Here is an 18,672-nt window from a genome sequence, read left to right on the forward strand (position 1 = left end):
CAGCACAATCTGAGGACGAGGGAGTGGCGAGATGCTGAATCGGAACGCAGAGGCTTTATTCTGGATCGGACGGTACATGGAGCGAGCGGAGAATCACGCCCGTCTGATCGATGTGCATTATCATATTCAGCAGGAAGAAGATTTCACGGAGGAAGGCAGCCGGTGGTCAAGACTCATTGACGCGCTCGGGGCCCGCAGTGATTACTTGAAGCAATTCGACAGCTTCTCGGAAGGGGATGTGCTGGCGTTCATTACGCTGGACCTCGGAAATGCCAACTCGATCTTCTCCTGTGTGCACCAGGCCCGCAACAATCTGCGGACGCTGCGGCAGCAGCTACCGAGCGAGCTGTGGGACATTGCCAACAGCTTCAATCTGTGGCTGGAGGAACGCTCGGTTGCCGATATCATGAACGGTCCGCATGCCTTCTATCAGGAGGTCAAGGAACGGGCGGCTACGTTTATGGGGGCGGAAATGTCAGTCATGCTGCGCGGCAACGAATGGCGCATGATCGAGAGCGGACGCTTTCTGGAACGGGCGGAGAATACGGTCCGGATTCTGACGGACGTGACCGGCTACTGCGGCGGGAAGGACCCGAATGCCATCTATCCGCGCCTGCAGGCGGTGCTGAAATCGGTCAGCGGCTATCAAGCCTTCCGAAAGTATTATGCCGACGCCGTATCCTCCGAATGCATCCTGGAGTTCCTGATTATGAACGGAGCCTTCCCCCGGTCGGTCCGCTATGCGTTCCGCATGCTGGAGGAGCATCTGAACGGTCTGGAACTGGAGACGGAGGGACGGTCTGCCGGCAGTGAACGGGTGATCCGGCAGACCGGCAAGCTGCGGGCGCAGCTTGACTATATGGAGAAGGAGGACCTGGAGCCGGAGCGGGTCGACGGCGTGCTGGCCGCGATGATGAACGCCATCGCCCGGCTGGGCCGGACGGTGGAAGGCGCTTTTTTTCGCCATGAGGGGGTCCGGGCATGAAGATTCAGATCCATCATACGACCCGGTATACGTACCCCGAGCCGGTTACGGACAGTGTCAATGAGATCCGGCTGACCCCCCGGACGAATTACCGCCAGTCCTGTTATCATCATGAGGTCGAGGTCTACCCGCCCGCCCACCTGCTGACCTACGAGGATTTCTTCGGCAACCGCGTCCACGCGTACTCGGTCAACAAGCCGCACACGGAAATGGTCATCCGCACGCGGGCGACCGTGGTAACGGTGGACAAGGAGCAGGGGGCCGATCTGCCGCGGCTGGAGCTGGAGGAGCAGCTTCGGGTGATGCACGGAGAGGAATTCCAGAACCGTTATATCGAATTTGTGCTTCCGACCCGGTATACGGAGGTGACGCCGGAACTGGTGGAGTTCGCGTCCCAGCATCCGTTCAGTGAAGCTTATGACCTCTATGAGTGGGCGCGCAAGCTGTCCTCCACGATCTATGAACAGTTCACCTATGATCCCGAAGCGACCAGCGTCAATACGACGGTCAAAAAAGCGCTGAAGCTCAAACGGGGGGTCTGTCAGGATTACGCCCACCTGATGATCGCAGTCTGCCGGAGCGTAGGCATGCCGGCCCGGTATGTGAGCGGGTATCATTTTGTGGGGGACCTGCAGAGAGGGAACGCCGATTTCGAGCAGGCTTCGCATGCCTGGGTGGAGACGCATATTCCCGGGACAGGCTGGCTGGGCTTCGATCCGACGAACAACACCGAGGTGAACTGGCGCTATGTGAAGCTCGGCCACGGCCGGGACTACAAAGATATCGTTCCGGTCAAAGGCGTATACCGGGGCGGGGGGGGACGGCTGGAGGTCAAAGTGGATGTATGCCGCCTGGATTAGGCCGGGATGAATCTTGTTCCTCGGGGTGATTATAAAGGGTACGGAAGTGGGTAATCTTGAGACAGGAAATGAGTTGTTACCATCCCACAGCCGTATGAAAGGAGAGGTATTCATGAGCCCCAATGTCCAGTCTAAGCTTCGGTTTGCCGGTAAAACAGCTATTATCACAGGTGCGGGCTCGGGAATCGGCCGAGCAGCGGCCATCCAGTTGGCCAGGGAGGGCGCCAATGTCGCTCTGTTCGATCTTGTGAATGATCGCACGTCCATAGTAGAACGAAAGCTGAACAAGATGCGAGAGGGATGCGCGCTTGCCGTCGATGTGGATACATCCGATCCCGCCCGGATGGAAGAGGCCGTTAGACGGACGGTCGAGCATTTCGGCGGAATCGACATCGTCTTCGCGAATGCCGGAATTAACGGCTCCATCGGTCCGATTGAGGACCTTAGCGTCGAAGACTGGCAGCGCACATTGTCCATCAACCTTACCGGAACGTTTCTCTCGCTGAAATATACCATTCCTCATCTCAAAGCCAGAGGCAAAGGCAGCATCATCATTACAAGCTCGATCAACGGCAACCGCCGGTTCACGAGCTTCGGCTGGTCGCCGTACAGCACGACCAAGGCAGGGCAGGTCGCTTTTGCCAAAATGGCGGCACTGGAACTGGCCAAGTTCAAGGTCCGGGTCAACGTCATTTCGCCGGGCGCCATTTCGACCAACATCGACGAGACGACAGAGCCGATCGAGGAGCTGGACGCTATCACCATTCCGATCGAATTCCCGGAAGGGCAGCAGCCGCTGGCCGACGGTCCGGGCAAGCCGGAGGATGTTGCGAGATTGGTTGCTTTTCTGGCTTCGGACGATTCCAACCACATCACCGGCGCGCAGATTGTCATTGACGGAGCCGAGTCGCTGCTGACTTGAGTTCCGACCGTCGTCCATCTCTACAATCGCCCTTTCGCATCCTGCGGAAGGGCGATTGCTGTTCCCCGGGCCGGGTATGATACAATTACCGGATAAGAGCAAGATGGCGGGAGGAGATGTTCATGGAGGGAATGTCCTGGCTGGCGGAACAGCGAATTCAGGAAGCGATGCGGCAGGGCCAGTTCGATCATCTGCCGGGCAGCGGCCAGCCGCTGGAGCTGGAAGACCTTGCCGGGGTGCCGGAAGAATTAAGAATGGCCTACAAGCTGCTGAAGAATGCCGGGGTACTGCCGGAAGAGTTGTCTCTTCGCGCGGAGTGCGCTTCGCTGGAACAGCTGCTGGCTGCATGCCGGGACGGCGAGGACGACCGGCGCGCGGAATTGAAGCGGAATCTGACGGGCAAAAGACTGCGGTTGCAGGAGTTGCTGCGGGAACGCGGCCTGGATCAAGGCGCTGCGTATGCGATGTACGGGGAACAGGTGCGGCGGAGACTGGAAGGGGAAGAGTAGAAGAATAAAAGATAAAAGGGACCTGGCTTCCGCTCGGCGGAGGCCAGGTCCTTGCTGCCCTGAGCCGGAATCCGGGACCCGGCATTCAGTTCGTAAGCCAGGCGAGCATACCGGGCGTCACCGTAATGCTCTGCCGGGCGATCCGGCTCTGATCATAAAATGCGATCAACTCGCGGGGAGTCCGCTCTTCGGGCTCTTCAAGCAAGCCCGACACCCAGGCCAGCCAGCCGGCAACCCGCTCGGCCTTCACCCCCGACTCCCGCAGCTCCGCAAGCGTAATGCCGCCGTGGCGTTTGGCCAGGCGGCGCCCGTCCGGACCGATCAGCAACGGAGAATGCGAATATCTTGGCGGGGACCAGCCGAGCGCCTCGAACAGCATCAGCTGTCTCGGGGTGGAGTCGAGCAGGTCGAAGCCGCGCAGCACCTCGGTTATTCCCATCAGAGCATCGTCGACGACGACGGCAAGCTGATAGGAAGGGATACCGTCGGCCCGGCGGACGACAAAGTCTCCTCCGTCAGCCCGCTGCACCGTCTGCTTGCCGGCGATTCCGTCCGCAAAGGTCAGCTCCCCTTGCGTAACGGCGAACCGGAGAGAAGGCGATTTGACGGCGGCCCGCAGCGACCGCTCCTGGGCGGAGAGCCGGCGGCACGTTCCGGGATAGACCGGCCCTTCGGCGGACAGGCCGTGCGGAGCCGCCGCTGCCTGAAGCAGATCGTGGCGGCTGCAGAAGCACGGATAGAGCCGCTCTCGTGCGGAGAGCCGGGTCAGGGCCTCTTCGTAGAGTTCCATCCGTTCGCTCTGGGTATAGGGCCCGAACGGTCCGCCGATATCGGGGCCTTCGTCCCAGTCGAGGCCGAGCCATCGAAGGTCCCCGGGGATGCGGCGGGCGTATTCGGGGCGGCACCGGGCGGCATCAATATCTTCCATCCGCAAAATATAGCTTCCGCCGCTGCGGCGGATCTGGAGCCAGGACAGCAGCGCCGACAGGGCGTTGCCGATATGAATATCCCCGGACGGCGAAGGTGCGAACCGTCCCCGGGGGAGGCCGGACGTGCAGGGTTGGACGAACATCGGATTAACCTCCTTGACGCTATTCATTGTAACGGACCGTCCCGGAGATTGCCAAGCGGAGAGCGATCCTGATTTAATAGAGAATATAGAAGAAGCTGACGGAACGGGCGAAGGATTGTTGCCCGCTGACCGCAATCCGAGGAGAAGCGAGGTAAGCATGAACGAAGTGAGCAAGAACGAAGTAAGCATGACCGAACTGCCGATTGCCCGGGTTCTCCCGGATGTGAAACAAGCCTTGAACCATTCCGCTTCCGCGGTGCTGATCGCCGAACCCGGCGCAGGGAAGACGACGGAGACGCCGCTTGCCCTGCTGGATGAACCGTGGCTGAAGGGGCTTAAGATTCTGATGCTGGAGCCCCGCCGCCTCGCAGCACGCTCGGCCGCCGTCTATATGGCGGGACGGCTCGGCGAGAAGGCCGGAGAGACGGTGGGCTACCGGATGCGGCTCGATACCCGGTCGGGCCCAAAGACCCGGATCGAGGTCGTGACCGAAGGCGTGCTGACCCGGATGCTCCAATCCGACCCGGGGCTGGAGGGAGTCGGGCTGATCATCTTCGATGAATTCCATGAACGGAGCCTGCATGCCGACCTTGGGCTGGCGCTTGCTCTGGAAGCGCAGAGCGTGCTTCGGGATGACCTTCGGCTGCTGGTTATGTCGGCGACGCTCGACGGCGAGCGCGTGGCCGGTCTCCTTGGCGGGGCGCCGGTGATTACCTGTCCGGGACGAACGTTCCCTGTGGAGACGGTCTATGTGGCTGCCGGTCGGGAACTGGCCCCGGAGAAGGCGGCCGCGAACGCCGTCCGCCGCGCGCTGGGCGAACAGCCCGGGGATGTACTGGTCTTTCTGCCGGGCGAGCGGGAAATTCACCGTCTCCGGCGGGAGCTGGAGACGGGTCCGCTTCCTGCGGGCACGGACGTGTATCCGCTCTATGGCCAGCTGCGCCAGGAGGAGCAGCTGGCGGCGGTAGCTCCGGCCGCTGCAGGAAGACGGAAGGTTGTCCTTGCGACTTCGATCGCCGAGACGAGCCTGACGATCCAGGGCGTGCGAGGCGTGGTGGATACCGGTCTGCGCCGCACCCAGGTCTTCTCGCCGCGGACCGGCATGCCGCGGCTTGTGACTCTTCCCGTATCCCGGGCGTCCGCCGATCAGCGGCGAGGGCGCGCCGGGCGGACCGCGCCGGGCGTATGCTACCGGCTCTGGAGCGAGGAAGAGCATGCCCGGCTCAAGGAAGCAAGCGAGCCGGAAATCCGCGAAGCGGATCTGGCCGAGCTTGCGCTGGAGCTGGCTGTATGGGGCGTCCGCGATGCCGCCGAGCTCCGCTGGCTGGACGCGCCGCCGGCCGCGCCGCTCGCCCAGGCCGGCGAGCTGCTGCGCCGCCTCGGCGCGCTGGACGCCGCCGGCGGGGCGACGCCGCACGGCCGCCGCATGGCCGCGCTCGGGACGCATCCGCGCATAGCGCATATGCTGCTGCGCGCCGCCGAGCTCGGAGCGGCTCCGCTCGCCTGCCGGCTGGCGGCGCTGCTCCAGGAGCGGGACCTCCTGCGGGGTCCCGCCGCTGCCGGCGCCGGCAGCGACCTTACGCTGCGCGCGGAGGCGCTGCTGCGCCGGGATGCCGCCGGCTGGGCCGCCGGCGGCGAAGACACTGCTGCGCTCCGGGCCGCAGAGCGCACGGCCCGGCGGCTGGAAGCGCAGCTTCGCGCCGCCGCGGGAGACCTGCCGCCGCAGAAGCGGCAGGAAGACCCCGCCCTGAGCGGGCTGCTGCTCTCCTTCGCCTACCCGGACCGCATCGGCCAGCGCCGCGGAGAAGGCGCCTTCCTGCTGTCAGGCGGCCGCGGCGCAGCCATGAACGAAGGACAGCCGCTGGCGCGCAGTCCATACGTGGTCGCCGTTGCCGTCGACGACCAGGGCACCCAGAGCCGGATCCAGCTCGCCGCCGCGGTCTCGGAAGCGGACCTGCTGGAGCATCATGCCGGCGAGCTGCGGGAAGTCCGCGAGGTGTACTGGGACCGGCAGACCGCCAGCGTCCGCGCCAGACGGCGCGTGCTTCTCGGAGAGCTAGTCCTGAAAGAAGCTACCCATGAGCAGCCCACGGCGGAAGAGACCTCGCGGGCCTTGCTGGAGGCGATTTCCGGAGAGGGACTGGAAGTGCTGCCTTGGGATAAAGCGACAACGCAGCTTCGCGAACGCATGGCCTTCATGGCCCGGCATGTGCCGGATTGGCCGGATATGAGTCCCGAAGCGCTCCTCAGCGGGATGGAGGAATGGCTGCTTCCGTATCTGGACGGCATGCGTTCGCTGCGCGACCTGCAGCGGGTTCCGCTCAGACAGGCGCTGGAAGGCAGACTGGACTGGCAGCAGCGCCAGCGGCTGGACCGGGAGGCGCCTACGCATCTCACGGTGCCGAGCGGCTCGCGCGTGCCGGTCGATTACAGCGATCCCGAAGCTCCGGTGCTGGCCGTCCGTCTCCAGGAGATGTTCGGGCAGCAGGATACCCCGAGGCTGGCGGAAGGCCGGGTGCCGGTGGTGCTGCATTTGCTGTCCCCGGCCAGACGGCCGGTTCAGGTCACCTCGGATCTGGCGAGCTTTTGGGCTTCCGCCTACTTTGAGATCAAGAAGGACCTGAAGGGCCGCTATCCGAAGCATTACTGGCCGGATGACCCGACCGAAGCGGTGGCGACGAGCAGAGTCAAGCCGAGATTGTAAACGAAGCGCGGAGGCGGGCCGGCTGCTGCGGTGGAGGGCCTCCGATCATCGGTACCCGTATTCTTCCTTCCGGCCGTCAGGCCGGCGTCAGGTTAGAGGATGCGTTCCAAGGGTAATATGGTAACGTAACCCCAACTCTGAAGGAGGTCGATTGACGTGACCAGAAAAATTGTAGGTGTATTCGACAGGGAACAGGAAGCTACCCATGCCATTCAGGCATTGCAGGCCAAAGGAGTACCAAGCGACGACATCTCGGTGGTGACGCGCGAGCGCGATGATCTCCGTGAAATAACGAAGGAGACGGGAACGATGGCGCCGGAAGGCGTAGCCACCGGCGCAGCGACAGGCGGTGTGGTCGGCGGCGTAGCCGGCCTGCTGGCGGGCATCGGCGCTCTGGCCATCCCGGGCATTGGCCCGATTCTCGCGGCCGGTCCGATTGCGGCGGCGCTGACCGGCGCTGCGGTGGGCGCCGGAGCGGGCGGCTTGGTCGGAGGCCTGATCGGACTCGGCATTCCGGAAGATGAAGCGAAAGAATACGAGAGCTATGTGGACAACGGCAAAATACTGGTATTGGTGGACGACAAGAGCGGGGAGCGCCAGGTGTATGACGTCTTCCGCACCCACGGATCGCTGAATGCGGACCGGTACGCGCCTATCGATCAGGACCCGGCCTATACGCCGGGGATGGCTGCCGGAACCGGTACGCCGCTTACGGATCGGGGCCCGACAAATCCGGGGCTGGTTCAGGACGAGACGATGGCCGGCAACACGCTGGGGAACCGGGGAGCGATGAATGCCTCCGTCAATCCGGATGACGTGGACCGGAACCGATATTAAGAAGAGAATTGGGCAGATGCCGCAATCTTCTTGGAAAAGACAGCTGACTTTCTGCTTTCTGCAGAGAGCCGGCTGTTTTTTTGTGCGGCGGTGCCGGTTACCGAACCCAATTTCTCTTATTTCAAAATATGAAAAATTCACAATAGAATAACTATCCGACAACCCTCTCCCTTGGTCATTCACACAAATCCATACATTTAAGCTCCGACAAACACAGGTTCCAGAAAAAGAGGTTCTCTTCGGCTATTGTGAATCCTGCGAAACAATGATTAGATAAAAGAAACGACATTACCAAAGAAGGGGGAGAGTGGTTTGGCTTTTATGATCGCACAACGGGCCTTCCTTAAAGTCTATTTGATTACCTTGGTCGAACGCCATCAGGGGTACGGGTACCAAATGCTGGAGGACCTGCGGAGAGACTTCAAGAATTACGGCTACTCTCCGCCCCAGAGTGAAGTATACCGCGCGCTGCACGAACTCGTTCAGCAGGGTATCCTGTACCGGACAAAGCAGCTCAAAGGGAATGACCCCAAGGTGGATTTCCAGGAGATTGTGTTGTACCACTTCACGCCGGACGGACAGGAGAAAGCGAAGCTCTACAAGAAACAGATCAAGACCGACCTGGACCGCTGCCTGGGACTGCTTCACAAGGCAGTTGCCGACAATTACGGTCCGTGAAGGAAGCGCCGCAACCGACACAAAGACAGCCTTTCATCCGGAGACGAAAGGCCGTCAGGCTCGGTAACGGAGCCGATATTAAAGATCGTTATAGTCCTTGACATCCCGCTTGGCCGCCATCGCGGGAGAATCGGAGTTGCCGTATTCTTCCGCGGTTTCCCAAGCCTGGGCATCGTCGAAGCGGCCGCTGTGCTCCTGCCGTCCTTCTCCGGCCCCGCTTGGCGGCCGGGTCATGACCTGTTCCTCAATCGGGCGGTCATCCGATACTTCACGCACCGGCGTGTGTTCGACGGTATAGGCCGTCCACGGAATTGCTTCCAGACGCTCGAACGGAATCTCTTCGCCGCTTGCCTGGCAGATTCCGTAAGTTCCTTCGTCCATTCGTTCCAGCGCGGCGTCGATTTCCGACAGTTCCCGGATCAGATTCTCATTGATCGCGAGATCCCGGCTGCGTTCAAAGGTCTCGGTTCCGACGTCGGCAGGATGGTTGTCGGCAGCGGACAGCTCGCCGGTCGAAACGCGGAGCGAATCGCCCAGCAGGGTATTCTCTTCATCGTTTTGTTCAAAATGCTGCGTCAGCTCGTCCCTGCGTTCGAGCAGCTGTTTCTTCAATTGGGAGAGCTGGGTGTCGCTCAAGTGGCTCATATCCGGTCTTCCTTTCTTGTTCGGAGTAGGGTTCGGTTTATAGTCTCCTTACCCGAATCGGACCGGCGGCAATCAGCGGCCTTCCCGGCAAGGCTGTATTTCCTAAGCCTCCGGCGCCTGTTATAATAAGTTTGGCCGACATATACAGTCTACATCGTGAGGAGCGGACAGAAATGGATGAACATATGAAACGCCGGCTGGACAAGCAGAGAAAGCTGTTCAGCCAGCTTGGAATTGCGCTCGATGCGCTCACTATCCATGAGAAGGAGTTCAATTTGAAGCTGCGCGGATACGATCCGGAAGAAGTGGATACGTTCCTCGACAGCGTCATCAAGGATTATGAACGCTTCTATGCGACAATTGCCGATTTGATGGACAAATGGCAGGAGCAGCAGATTACGCTGCGCGAACTGAAAGCTGAATCCAAGCCGGAGCCGCCTGTCGTCCAGGGAATTGATCCGGCCGAGCTGGAAGAAACCGTGCTGCGGCTGGAAGAGAACGTAAGGCAGCTCAAGAGCCGCATTCAGCGGGCTCCGATGCTCTAGGAGCGGTTGAAGACGGCCGGGCGGAAGGAGAGGTTCTCATTAACGGAAGACGTTGGTCGATAAAGATCCGCGGCAAAATCGCCGCGGGCTACTTGATGATTCTCCTTCTTCTGGGGTTGTTCCTGCTGATTGTGTCGGGACGGATCTCCAGTCTGGAGCAGGAGACGGTTGTGATCAGCGATCACGACATTGAGGTTCATGATCTCACCAACATGATTGAGAAGAATGTGCTCGATATGGAGACCGGTCAGCGCGGCTACGCTCTTACGGGAGATGAGCGTTATTTGAGCCCTTTCAATGAAGGGATCACGGACTGGAAGATCAATTATTCCAAGCTCGTCCGGCTTATCTCCGGCAATGACGACCAGCTTCGCAATCTCCAGGAGATTCGGGCGAATATCGAACTGTGGATTGAACGAGCGGGACAATATGTCGTCGATCTCAAGCAGGAAGGGAACGACGCCGAGGTTGAGGCGTTCTTCCGCAATAACGACGTCGGCAAAACGCTGATCGACCAGATCCGCTCCCAGGCTCAGTATTTCCGGGATACGGAGAAGGAGCTTACGGCAGATCGCATCGTCAATCTGAAGGAAGGCAACCGCCGCCTGCTGATTACGATGTATGTGCTGTGGGCCCTTGTAGCGGCGGCGGCTGTGCTGGCCGCTCTCGTGATCTCCAACAGCCTGGTCGGAACGCTGAAACGGGTGATAAAAGCCGTAGACCGGATTGCCGGCGGGCGCGATATCGACGAGCGGATTGAAGTAAGGACCCGGGATGAAATCTGCGATCTGGCGATGGCGACCAACCGCCTGCTGGATACAATGGAGAGGGAACGGCACAGCGTAGAACAGGTCAATGCCCTGTCCATGCAGCTTCAGGAGAGCAGCGATGTGTCCGTGCTGAGCCGGAGTTTCCTGCAGAATACGGCTCTGGCGCTCGAAATCCAGTACGGAGCCGTCTATATTGCGGAAGAGAGCAGGCCGCTGCTGGTCCGCAAAGCGGTATATGCAGGCGGAGCCGAAGAAGCGGAGGAGCTTCCTGCCGCCAGCGCGGCGTTCGGAGAAGGATTGCTTGGCCAGGCGGCCGCCGATCAGCGGATGCTGGTTCTGGAGAATCTGCCGGACGATTATTTGACCGTTCGCTCGGGGCTTGGCAGAACGGCGCCGAGACAGGATGTTATCGCACCCATTGTTTTTGAAGGCTACACGGTCGGTGTGGTTGAACTGGCCTCGATTACCAAATGGTCGGCGCATCAGTTCCAGCTTCTCGGTCAATTCCTGGAAGTGTTCGCAGTTGCCGTCAATTCCTCCATGACGCGGATGCAGCTCTTCCGGCTGTACGAAGAGTCGCAGAACATGAACGAGAAGCTGCAAGCCCAGTCCGAGGAGCTTCAGACCCAGTCCGAGGAGCTGCAGTCGCAAGCCCGCGAGCTCAGCCAGTTGAATGTACGGTTGGAGAAGCAGAAGCAGGTTGCCGAGAATGCGGCTGCCCGCCTGGAGCAGAGCAATATCGAACTTCGGCAGAGCTCGCGCTACAAGACGGAGTTCCTTGCGAATATGTCCCACGAGCTGCGGACGCCGCTCAACAGCATGCTGATTCTGTCTCAATTGCTGACGGAGAACCGGGCCGGTTCGATGTCTGAGGAAGAGTTGGGCTACGCGAATGTAATCTATGAATCGGGCAGCGAGCTGCTGGCGATGATCAACGACATCCTCGACCTCTCCAAGATGGAAGCCGGTAAAATGCAGCTGGATCCCGGCCCTGTCGATCTGACAGAGCTTCCGGTCGTGCTGGAGCGCACGTTCGGGCCGCTTGCGGAGAAACGCAAATTGACCTTCTCCGTTATACGGGAAGGGAATGTTCCCGACTTGATGGTCACGGACGGTCTGCGCCTTCATCAGATTCTTAAGAATCTGCTGTCCAATGCGCTGAAATTCACCGAAGAAGGCTCGGTGTCGCTGCGCCTGTTCCGGAGCGAATCGTTTCCGGATTCCGGCAAGCCGGCGAGCGGAACGGTCATCGGCTTTGCCGTTGCCGATACGGGAATCGGCATCTCACGTGAGAACCGGGAACACATTTTTGAAGCGTTCCGCCAGGCCGACGGGTCTACGGCGCGGAAATACGGCGGAACGGGACTCGGTCTGTCCATCTCCCGCCAGCTGGCCGAGCTTCTCGGAGGCGTCATTACGCTCGACAGCGTGGAAGGACGGGGTAGTGTGTTCACCCTGTACCTGCCCAGCAACGAGAAGTGGCTGGAAGAAGGGGAGGACATCGGCTATGCGGAATCGGCGGCAGGAGAAGAAGAGGCGCCGCAGGCAAGCCGGGATTCCTCGCCGGCGCTGGCCGGACTGACAGCCGAAGCCAGATCGCGGTATGAACGCTGTCTGGAAGGGCGGACTGTGCTTGTCGTGGACGACGACCTGCGGAATATATTCGCCATGCAGCAGGCGCTGGGGTCTTTTGGCATGACCGTGCTGGTGGCCCAGAATGGCTATGAATGTCTGCAGATGGTCCGGGAGAAACCGTCGATTGATCTGATTCTGCTGGACATCATGATGCCTGGCCTGGATGGCTACGATACGCTGTCCATTCTGCGGGAAGAGCTGCTGCGTCATAACTTGCCGATCATAGCCGTATCCGCCAAGACGAGCGTGGAGGATCGGAAGAAATGCCTCGAAGCCGGTGCCAGCGATTTTCTTGCCAAGCCGGTGCAGATTCCGGATTTGCTGGCTCTGATGTGCAAGCTGATGGCGGAAGCCTAATTTTTGCTTGCCACCCGGACCGTTCTGCTATAATGAATACGAATGGAAGAGGTACCATGCGAAAAGGGGGAGTCGGAGTTGGGGAAATCCGCTTTGCTGCTGATCGATGTCCAGGAAGCCATGTTCTCGTATCCGGATGAGAAGCTGTTCGATGAGGAAGGCGTAATGGAGCGGATTCTGCTGCTGCTCCGCCGTGCGCGGCAGGCTAACGTTCCGGTCGTGTTCGTCCGGCATACCGAAGAAGAGGAATTCGCGGAAGGCTCGCCGACTTGGGAGATCAGCGCCCGCCTGAATCCGCAGCCCGGGGAGGCGATCGTGAACAAGACCGCTTGCGATTCCTTCTACAAGACCGAACTTCAAGACAAGCTGCGCGCTCTGGGTGTCGATCATCTTGTAGTGGCCGGCATGCAGAGCGAATTCTGCGTGGATACGACCACCCGACGGGCGTTCAGCCTGGGGTACCGGGTTACCCTGGTGGAAGACGGCCACAGCACCTTTGGCAACGGCCGGATGACCGGCGAAGAGATCGTCCGTCATCACAACGGCATTCTCGGAGGAGGCCGGTTCGCGAATCTGGCCCGGGCAGCCGAGATTGAATGGTAATTTCGAAGACCCGTGCAACAGATTTAAGGGCGGGCTGGATAAACCGGCCGGATTTGGGGTTATAACATACTAGTGCGCAATTTCGGCGTACCGGCATGATATTACCTACTTTTCCGGAGGAGGAAGAGCTATTTATGAAAGCCGTAACTTACCAAGGCAAGAAGAGCGTTGAGGTAAAAGACGTCGCCGACGCCAAACTCGAGAAGAAGGATGATATTATCATCCGGGTAACCTCCACCGCAATCTGTGGTTCGGACTTGCATATCTATAACGGCAATATCCCGGGAATGTACAAGGATTACGTCATCGGCCACGAGCCGATGGGCATCGTGGAAGAGATTGGACCGGAAGTTACCAAGGTCAAGAAGGGCGACCGGGTCATTATCCCGTTCAATGTCGCCTGCGGCCACTGTTATTTCTGCCAGCACGACATGGAGAGCCAATGCGACCATGCCAATGAAGCCAAGGACACGGGCGGGTTCCTGGGATACTCCGAGTCCTACGGCGGATATGCCGGAGGTCAAGCCGAGCTGCTGCGCGTTCCGTACGGCAACTTCGGTCCTTTTGTCGTGCCGGAGGATGCGGAGATGGAAGACGAGAAGCTGCTGTTCCTCTCTGACGTCATTCCGACCGCCTGGTGGGGCGTGGAGAACGCCGGGGTGAAGCAGGGGGATACGGTCATTGTTCTGGGCTGCGGGCCGGTCGGTCTGATGACGCAGAAATTCGCCTGGCTGAAGGGCGCGTCGCGCGTCATCGCCGTAGACAATGTGCCGTATCGCCTGCAGCATGCGAAGGTAACGAACAACGTGGAAATCTTCAACTTCGACGAAGTGAAGGACCTGGAATCGCATCTGAAGGAAATTACCCGCGGCGGAGCTGACGTTGTCATTGACTGCGTCGGTCTGGACGCGAAGAAGACGGTGGTGGAAGCGGTCGAGACTACGCTGAAGCTTCAAGGCGGCTCGCTCGGCGCGATCCGCATCGCCGCCGACGTGGTGCGCAAGTTCGGGACAATTCAGCTTATCGGCGTCTATGGTCTGATGTACAATATGTTCCCGCTCGGGCATCTGTTCGAGCGCAATATTACGCTGAAGATGGGCCAGGCCCCCGTTATTCACTATATGCCTCAGCTCTACAAAATGGTGAAGGAAGGCATCTTCGATCCGACGGACATTATCACCCATCGGGTGCCGCTGTCCCGCGCCGAACACGCTTACGAGGTGTTCAGCAAGAAGGAAGAAGACTGCATCAAGGTCATTTTGAAGCCGTAACTCGCATCTGCGCGAAGGCCGGCTGGAGAATGAGAAGACCCGGCCCCTAGGGGGGCCGGGTTATTGCTACGGAAAGGAAAGTTGCATGAAATCGCACACACCGCCGGTTCCCGTACCGGTATTGATGCTGGTTGGCATCACCGCCATATCGTTCTCTTCCATCTTCATTAAATGGTCCGCCGCGCCGGTATCCATTCAGGGGATGTACCGGCTGTTCTTCACTTCACTGCTGATGCTCCCGTTTGCCCGGCCGTACACCGGCTCGGCCGCCCGGCTGAAACGCTCGGACTGGCTGCTGCTGCTGGCATCGGGAACCCTGCTTGCGCTTCATTTTCTGCTATGGATGGGATCGCTGCGTTACACCTCGGTCGCCAGTTCGACGATGATCCTTGCGCTGGAACCGCTCTTTATCATGATTGGAGCCTATGTCTGGTACAAGGAACGAACGCCGTCTTCCGCCTTGCTCGGTCTGGGAATTGCCCTTGCGGGCATCGGTCTGATCGGCTGGGGCGACGTTGGCCTGTCCTCGGACAATTTGAAAGGCGACCTGTTCTCTTTGGGCGGAACCGCTGCGGTAGCCGGTCATTTGCTCATCGGACAAAAGCTGGCGAAGCGGATGCCCTCGTACCTCTACAGCCTGACAGTCTTCGCTGCCGCTGCGCTGGTGTTCGCAGCCTATAATCTACTGATGGGGATTCCCTTCTTCGATTACCCGATGCGGGAGTGGGGAATCTTCGTCTTGCTGGCCGTCGTGCCGACGGTCTTCGGCCATGTTCTGTTCAATTGGCTGCTCCAGTTCGTCTCGGCGGCGACCGTCTCGATGAACATTCTCGGCGAGCCGGTCGGCTCCAGCATCTTGGCCTTCTTGCTGCTCGGAGAACGTCTGGGCGCTCTTCAATGGAGCGGAGGCCTGCTGGTCATCGGAGGACTGGCCTATTATCTCTATATTGAAGGGCGCAACCGGAGAAGCCGGGCCCAGGAAGCGGGTCTTGCCGCAAGCCGGACAGGAACGGCTGTCGAAACGCCGGAGACGGCGGAAGAGCAGGCCCGACCGGTGCCTCTTTAAGCTCCCTTGCAAGTATGTCGCTGAACAAAATGAACTCAGATTGAGTGCAATCGGAAAGGAAAGATATGAACGAGAATGTGAACGGGCCGCAGGCAGGCGGCAGGCCGGAGAAGGAGGGCCTCTTCGCAGCAGAAGAGGGGCGTCAGAGCCCGGAGCCTGGTGCCGGCGCCTCCGGCCACAGCGAGGAAGTCTGGAATGAAGATACCTATTCAGCCTGGGTTCGCCGGTTCGGAACGCCGGAAGAAGCGGCGGAGAAGCTGCGCGGCAATCCTGCGATTCGTCTGCGTCCGCTGGACCGCCATTTCGGCGATGTCCGGGGCAAGCGGATAATGAATTTGATGGGCTCGAACGGGATGAAGGCGGTAGCGCTCGCTCTGCTTGGCGCAGAAGCGTCCGTCGCCGATTTCTCCGAAGGCAACGCTGCCTATGCCGAGCGCTTGGCAGAGGCGGCGGACGTCCCGCTGCGCTATTATGTCTCCGATGTCCTGAAGCTTCCGCCCGAGGCGGCGGAGCGGGCGTATGACATCGTGTTCGCCGAGCAGGGAATTGTGCATTATTTTACGGACCTTAGGCCTTTTATGGAAACAGCCTTTAAGCTGCTGCTGCCGGGCGGCACCTTTATCCTTCGGGACTTTCATCCCGTCTCGACGAAGCTGATTCACTCGCGGGGTTCAACGGCAAAGGTGCGCAAGCACAAGGTGGACGGCGATTATTTTGACGAGAGCCTGGAAGCGAAGATGGTGTCCTATTCCAAGTATTTGCCGGGTGGAGCCTTGGGACAGGCTGAAGAACGGACGGTCTATTGGCGGCGCTGGACGCTCGGTGAGATTGTCACCGCCGCCGCCGAAGCGGGATTCCGGATACAGCGGCTTGAAGAGGAGCCCAATCTGTCGTCCGATACGTTCGACAAGGGCATTCCGAAGACGTTCACGCTGGTAGCGCACAAGCCGTAAGCAATCCGGTAGACAAAGGTAAAATCAACGATGCCGCCTGGCTGCAAGCGATCCGGTTCTATCCGGAATCTGCTTGTGGTCAGGCGGCATTTTATTTGATCAGATATTATTGATTTGGCTGCCCGCAGGCATCCATCAGCGCCTCCTGCAGCGGCGTAAGCTCCTGGTCCCTGCGCCAGGACCAGCCCCACGGGCAGGCCGCCGCCGGTTCCCCGGGCAGCGGAATGCCGCGCAGCCGTCCGGCGGCCAGCTCCGCCGCGGCCGCGGCGGCGGAGCAAATCCCGGGGGAGCCGTCCGCCAGGACGAGGCCCATCAGGGCCTCGAAGCTTCCGGCCTCCCCCCGGGCCATCAGCGCGACGCCGTTGCGCGCCGCCCAAGCATCCGCACTCTGGCGGATGCAGGAGCCGGCTTCCGGCAGCCATAGCGGCAGCGCCGCCGCCTGCCCGGGCGTGACGGCCGGGTGCTCCGCCGGAGCGGCGAGCCCGGCCGCCGTGCCCGCCGGGAGCCCGGGCGCGGCCAGGTCTCCCGGCCGGTCCAGCGCATGGCCGGGCGGGAACACCAGCACCGGCTCGTCCTGACCGGCGGGCCGGAAGTGCAGCGACGCGTCGCCCTGCGGCGGGCTGCCGGGCGGCAGCGTCAGCAGGGCCAGCCCGATCTCGCGGCTGCGCAGGCGCTCGCGCAGCACATGCTCCGGCAGGATGGACAGCCGGAGCCGGACTTCCGGCCGCTCCCGCAGGAAAGCGGCGGCGGCCGAAGGCAGCCAGCAGCCGCCGGGCACAGGAGCGGCGGCCAGCGGTAGCGGACCCTGGCCCTGCTGGTCCGACATCGCCTTGACGCTGCGCCCGGCCTCTTCGGCCAGGGCAACGATTTTGATGGCATAGGGCAGCAGGGCCCGTCCCGCTTCCGTAAGCAGCACGCGTCCGCCGCGCTGCTGAAAGAGGGAGGTGCCGTACTCTTTTTCGAGACTCTTCATATGAAAGGATACCGTCGGCTGCTTCATTCCCAGTGCGGCTGCGACATCCGTTACCTTCTTGTATTTCTCGATCCCCGCCACGATCTGCATCTTGAGCACATTCATTTGCTTGCCTCTCCTTCTGGATTCACCATTCCGCCGAAATGTCATCTGTTTTCTTATTATAGATTATTTATATGAGACTATATATAAATTATTTGTATTTTTATCGCACGGTTTACACAATGACGACATTTGTCTAACGAACGAGCCCTAGAATTAGAAATGTCAGAAAGAGATCATAACGATAGACATGAAGCAGAAATTGCAAATTATCCAAAAGGGGAGAAACCATCTCATGCGTTTGACGAAATCTTGGATTCTGACTTTGGCTCTGACGGGCGTCGTTGCCCTCGCAGGGTGCGGCAACAATAACAATGCAGTCAGCAATGCTTCCGGCGAGAGCGGCAATTCGGCCAAGCTGAGCGGTTCCATTCTGGCCTCGGGCTCCACGGCGCTTCAGCCGCTGGTCGAGCAGGTAGCCGAGAAGTTCATGGACGATCATCAGGACGTCGATATCCAGGTGCAGGGCGGAGGCAGCGGAACGGGGCTGACGCAGGTGGCCGAGAAACAGGTGCAGATCGGGAACTCGGACGTCTTTGCCGAAGAGAAGCTGAAGGACGCCGACGCGGACAAAGCCAAGGCGCTTATCGACCACCAGGTCGCCGTCGTGGCCATCGCAGCGGTGGCCCATAAGGACACCGGAGTGGACAATCTGACGAAGCAGCAGCTCGTCGACATTTTTACCGGCAAAATCACGAACTGGAAAGACGTCGGCGGCGCCGACCAGAAGATCCAGATCATCAACCGCCCGGCAAGCTCCGGCACGCGCGCTACCTTCGAGAAGTTCGCGCTCGGCACGAAGACGGAAGACCTGGCGGGTTCGATTCAAGAAGACTCCTCGGGTACGGTCAAGAAAATGATCGGCGAAACGCCGGGAGCCATCGGCTATCTGGCCCTGTCTTACCTGGATGACAGTGTAACGACGTTGAAGTACGAAGGCACCGAGCCTTCGATTGACAACGTCACTTCGGGCAAGTATCCGGTATGGGCGTATGAGCATATGTACACGAACGGCGAGCCGGACGGCGCGCTTAAGGCCTTCCTGGACTACTTCCTGACCGATGAGGTGCAGGAGGGCGATGTGGCCGATCTCGGTTACATCCCGGTGTCCAAAATGCAGGTGGCCCGCGATGTGGACGGCAATGTAACGAACAAGTAAGTAACGAACCAATAAGCGAATCAGAC

16 protein-coding genes and 1 pseudogene are annotated in these 18,672 nt (G+C 60.1%); 14 read left to right on the forward strand and 3 right to left on the reverse strand.

What is annotated here, in order from left to right; genetic code table 11:
- Nucleotides 1–31 precede the first annotated feature (31 nt).
- From RBI05_RS02825 to RBI05_RS02840, 4 genes are all read left to right on the forward strand, one after another.
- Entirely contained in the window at nt 32–985 is a 954-nt protein-coding gene (locus RBI05_RS02825; RefSeq protein ID WP_310550047.1) for an alpha-E domain-containing protein, read from the forward strand.
- The gene (locus RBI05_RS02830; RefSeq protein ID WP_310550048.1) at nt 982–1,845 is read left to right on the forward strand and encodes a transglutaminase family protein; all 864 of its coding nucleotides are present in this window, start codon (nt 982–984) and stop codon (nt 1,843–1,845) included. The genes RBI05_RS02825 and RBI05_RS02830 overlap by 4 nt, the downstream gene beginning before the upstream one ends.
- Before the next feature lie 112 nt (nt 1,846–1,957).
- On the forward strand, nt 1,958–2,767 hold the full coding sequence (locus RBI05_RS02835; protein ID WP_310550049.1) for an SDR family oxidoreductase: 810 nt from the start codon (nt 1,958–1,960) through the stop codon (nt 2,765–2,767).
- Nucleotides 2,768–2,889: 122 nt separating this feature from the next.
- Complete coding sequence (locus RBI05_RS02840; protein ID WP_310550050.1) at nt 2,890–3,276, forward strand: DnaJ family domain-containing protein; 387 nt, start codon at nt 2,890–2,892, stop codon at nt 3,274–3,276.
- Nucleotides 3,277–3,361: 85 nt separating this feature from the next.
- Here RBI05_RS02840 and gluQRS read toward each other — a convergent pair whose 3' ends face one another.
- Nucleotides 3,362–4,348, reverse strand: coding sequence for a tRNA glutamyl-Q(34) synthetase GluQRS (gene gluQRS, locus RBI05_RS02845; RefSeq protein WP_310550051.1), 987 nt, complete (start codon nt 4,346–4,348; stop codon nt 3,362–3,364).
- Nucleotides 4,349–4,535: 187 nt separating this feature from the next.
- Between gluQRS and hrpB the strand changes: the two genes are divergently transcribed.
- The 3 genes and pseudogenes from hrpB (at nt 4,536) to RBI05_RS02860 (ending at nt 8,567) form a co-directional block, all read left to right on the forward strand.
- Complete coding sequence (gene hrpB / locus RBI05_RS02850; RefSeq protein WP_310550078.1) at nt 4,536–7,052, forward strand: ATP-dependent helicase HrpB; 2,517 nt, start codon at nt 4,536–4,538, stop codon at nt 7,050–7,052.
- A gap of 156 nt (nt 7,053–7,208) precedes the next feature.
- Nucleotides 7,209–7,724, forward strand: a pseudogene (locus RBI05_RS02855) (general stress protein); the annotation flags it as partial.
- A gap of 477 nt (nt 7,725–8,201) precedes the next feature.
- Nucleotides 8,202–8,567, forward strand: coding sequence for a helix-turn-helix transcriptional regulator (locus tag RBI05_RS02860; RefSeq protein ID WP_150458510.1), 366 nt, complete (start codon nt 8,202–8,204; stop codon nt 8,565–8,567).
- Between the two features lie 78 nt (nt 8,568–8,645).
- Here the strand turns inward: RBI05_RS02860 and RBI05_RS02865 are convergent, their stop codons facing one another.
- A complete protein-coding gene (locus RBI05_RS02865; RefSeq protein ID WP_310550052.1) occupies nt 8,646–9,212 on the reverse strand; it encodes a TraR/DksA C4-type zinc finger protein in 567 nt (188 codons plus the stop codon).
- Nucleotides 9,213–9,385: 173 nt separating this feature from the next.
- Here RBI05_RS02865 and RBI05_RS02870 point away from each other — a divergent pair, with 173 nt between their 5' ends.
- From RBI05_RS02870 to RBI05_RS02895, 6 genes are all read left to right on the forward strand, one after another.
- The gene (locus tag RBI05_RS02870; protein ID WP_150458512.1) at nt 9,386–9,757 is read left to right on the forward strand and encodes a DivIVA domain-containing protein; all 372 of its coding nucleotides are present in this window, start codon (nt 9,386–9,388) and stop codon (nt 9,755–9,757) included.
- Between the two features lie 95 nt (nt 9,758–9,852).
- On the forward strand, nt 9,853–12,519 hold the full coding sequence (locus RBI05_RS02875) for a CHASE3 domain-containing protein (RefSeq protein WP_310550053.1): 2,667 nt from the start codon (nt 9,853–9,855) through the stop codon (nt 12,517–12,519).
- A 78-nt stretch (nt 12,520–12,597) separates the two neighbouring features.
- Nucleotides 12,598–13,122: a cysteine hydrolase family protein gene (locus tag RBI05_RS02880; protein ID WP_150458514.1), complete on the forward strand. Its 525-nt coding sequence runs from the start codon at nt 12,598–12,600 to the stop codon at nt 13,120–13,122.
- Between the two features lie 134 nt (nt 13,123–13,256).
- Nucleotides 13,257–14,393, forward strand: a complete 1,137-nt coding sequence (locus tag RBI05_RS02885) for a zinc-dependent alcohol dehydrogenase (RefSeq protein WP_150458515.1) — start codon at nt 13,257–13,259, stop codon at nt 14,391–14,393.
- Nucleotides 14,394–14,478: 85 nt separating this feature from the next.
- A complete protein-coding gene (locus RBI05_RS02890; protein WP_310550054.1) occupies nt 14,479–15,459 on the forward strand; it encodes a DMT family transporter in 981 nt (326 codons plus the stop codon).
- A 65-nt stretch (nt 15,460–15,524) separates the two neighbouring features.
- Complete coding sequence (locus RBI05_RS02895; RefSeq protein WP_310550055.1) at nt 15,525–16,412, forward strand: class I SAM-dependent methyltransferase; 888 nt, start codon at nt 15,525–15,527, stop codon at nt 16,410–16,412.
- A 106-nt stretch (nt 16,413–16,518) separates the two neighbouring features.
- On the opposite strand, the gene RBI05_RS02900 is transcribed toward RBI05_RS02895, so the two are convergent.
- Nucleotides 16,519–17,490, reverse strand: a complete 972-nt coding sequence (locus RBI05_RS02900) for a LysR family transcriptional regulator (protein WP_310550056.1) — start codon at nt 17,488–17,490, stop codon at nt 16,519–16,521.
- A 238-nt stretch (nt 17,491–17,728) separates the two neighbouring features.
- Here RBI05_RS02900 and RBI05_RS02905 point away from each other — a divergent pair, with 238 nt between their 5' ends.
- Nucleotides 17,729–18,646 (forward strand): phosphate ABC transporter substrate-binding protein PstS family protein, encoded by a 918-nt coding sequence (locus tag RBI05_RS02905; protein WP_408638284.1) that lies wholly within the window; start codon nt 17,729–17,731, stop codon nt 18,644–18,646.
- Nucleotides 18,647–18,672 lie beyond the last annotated feature (26 nt).

Source organism: Paenibacillus glufosinatiresistens (genome assembly GCF_031470375.1).
GTDB classification, from domain to species: Bacteria; Bacillota; Bacilli; order Paenibacillales; family Paenibacillaceae; genus Paenibacillus_AQ; species Paenibacillus_AQ glufosinatiresistens.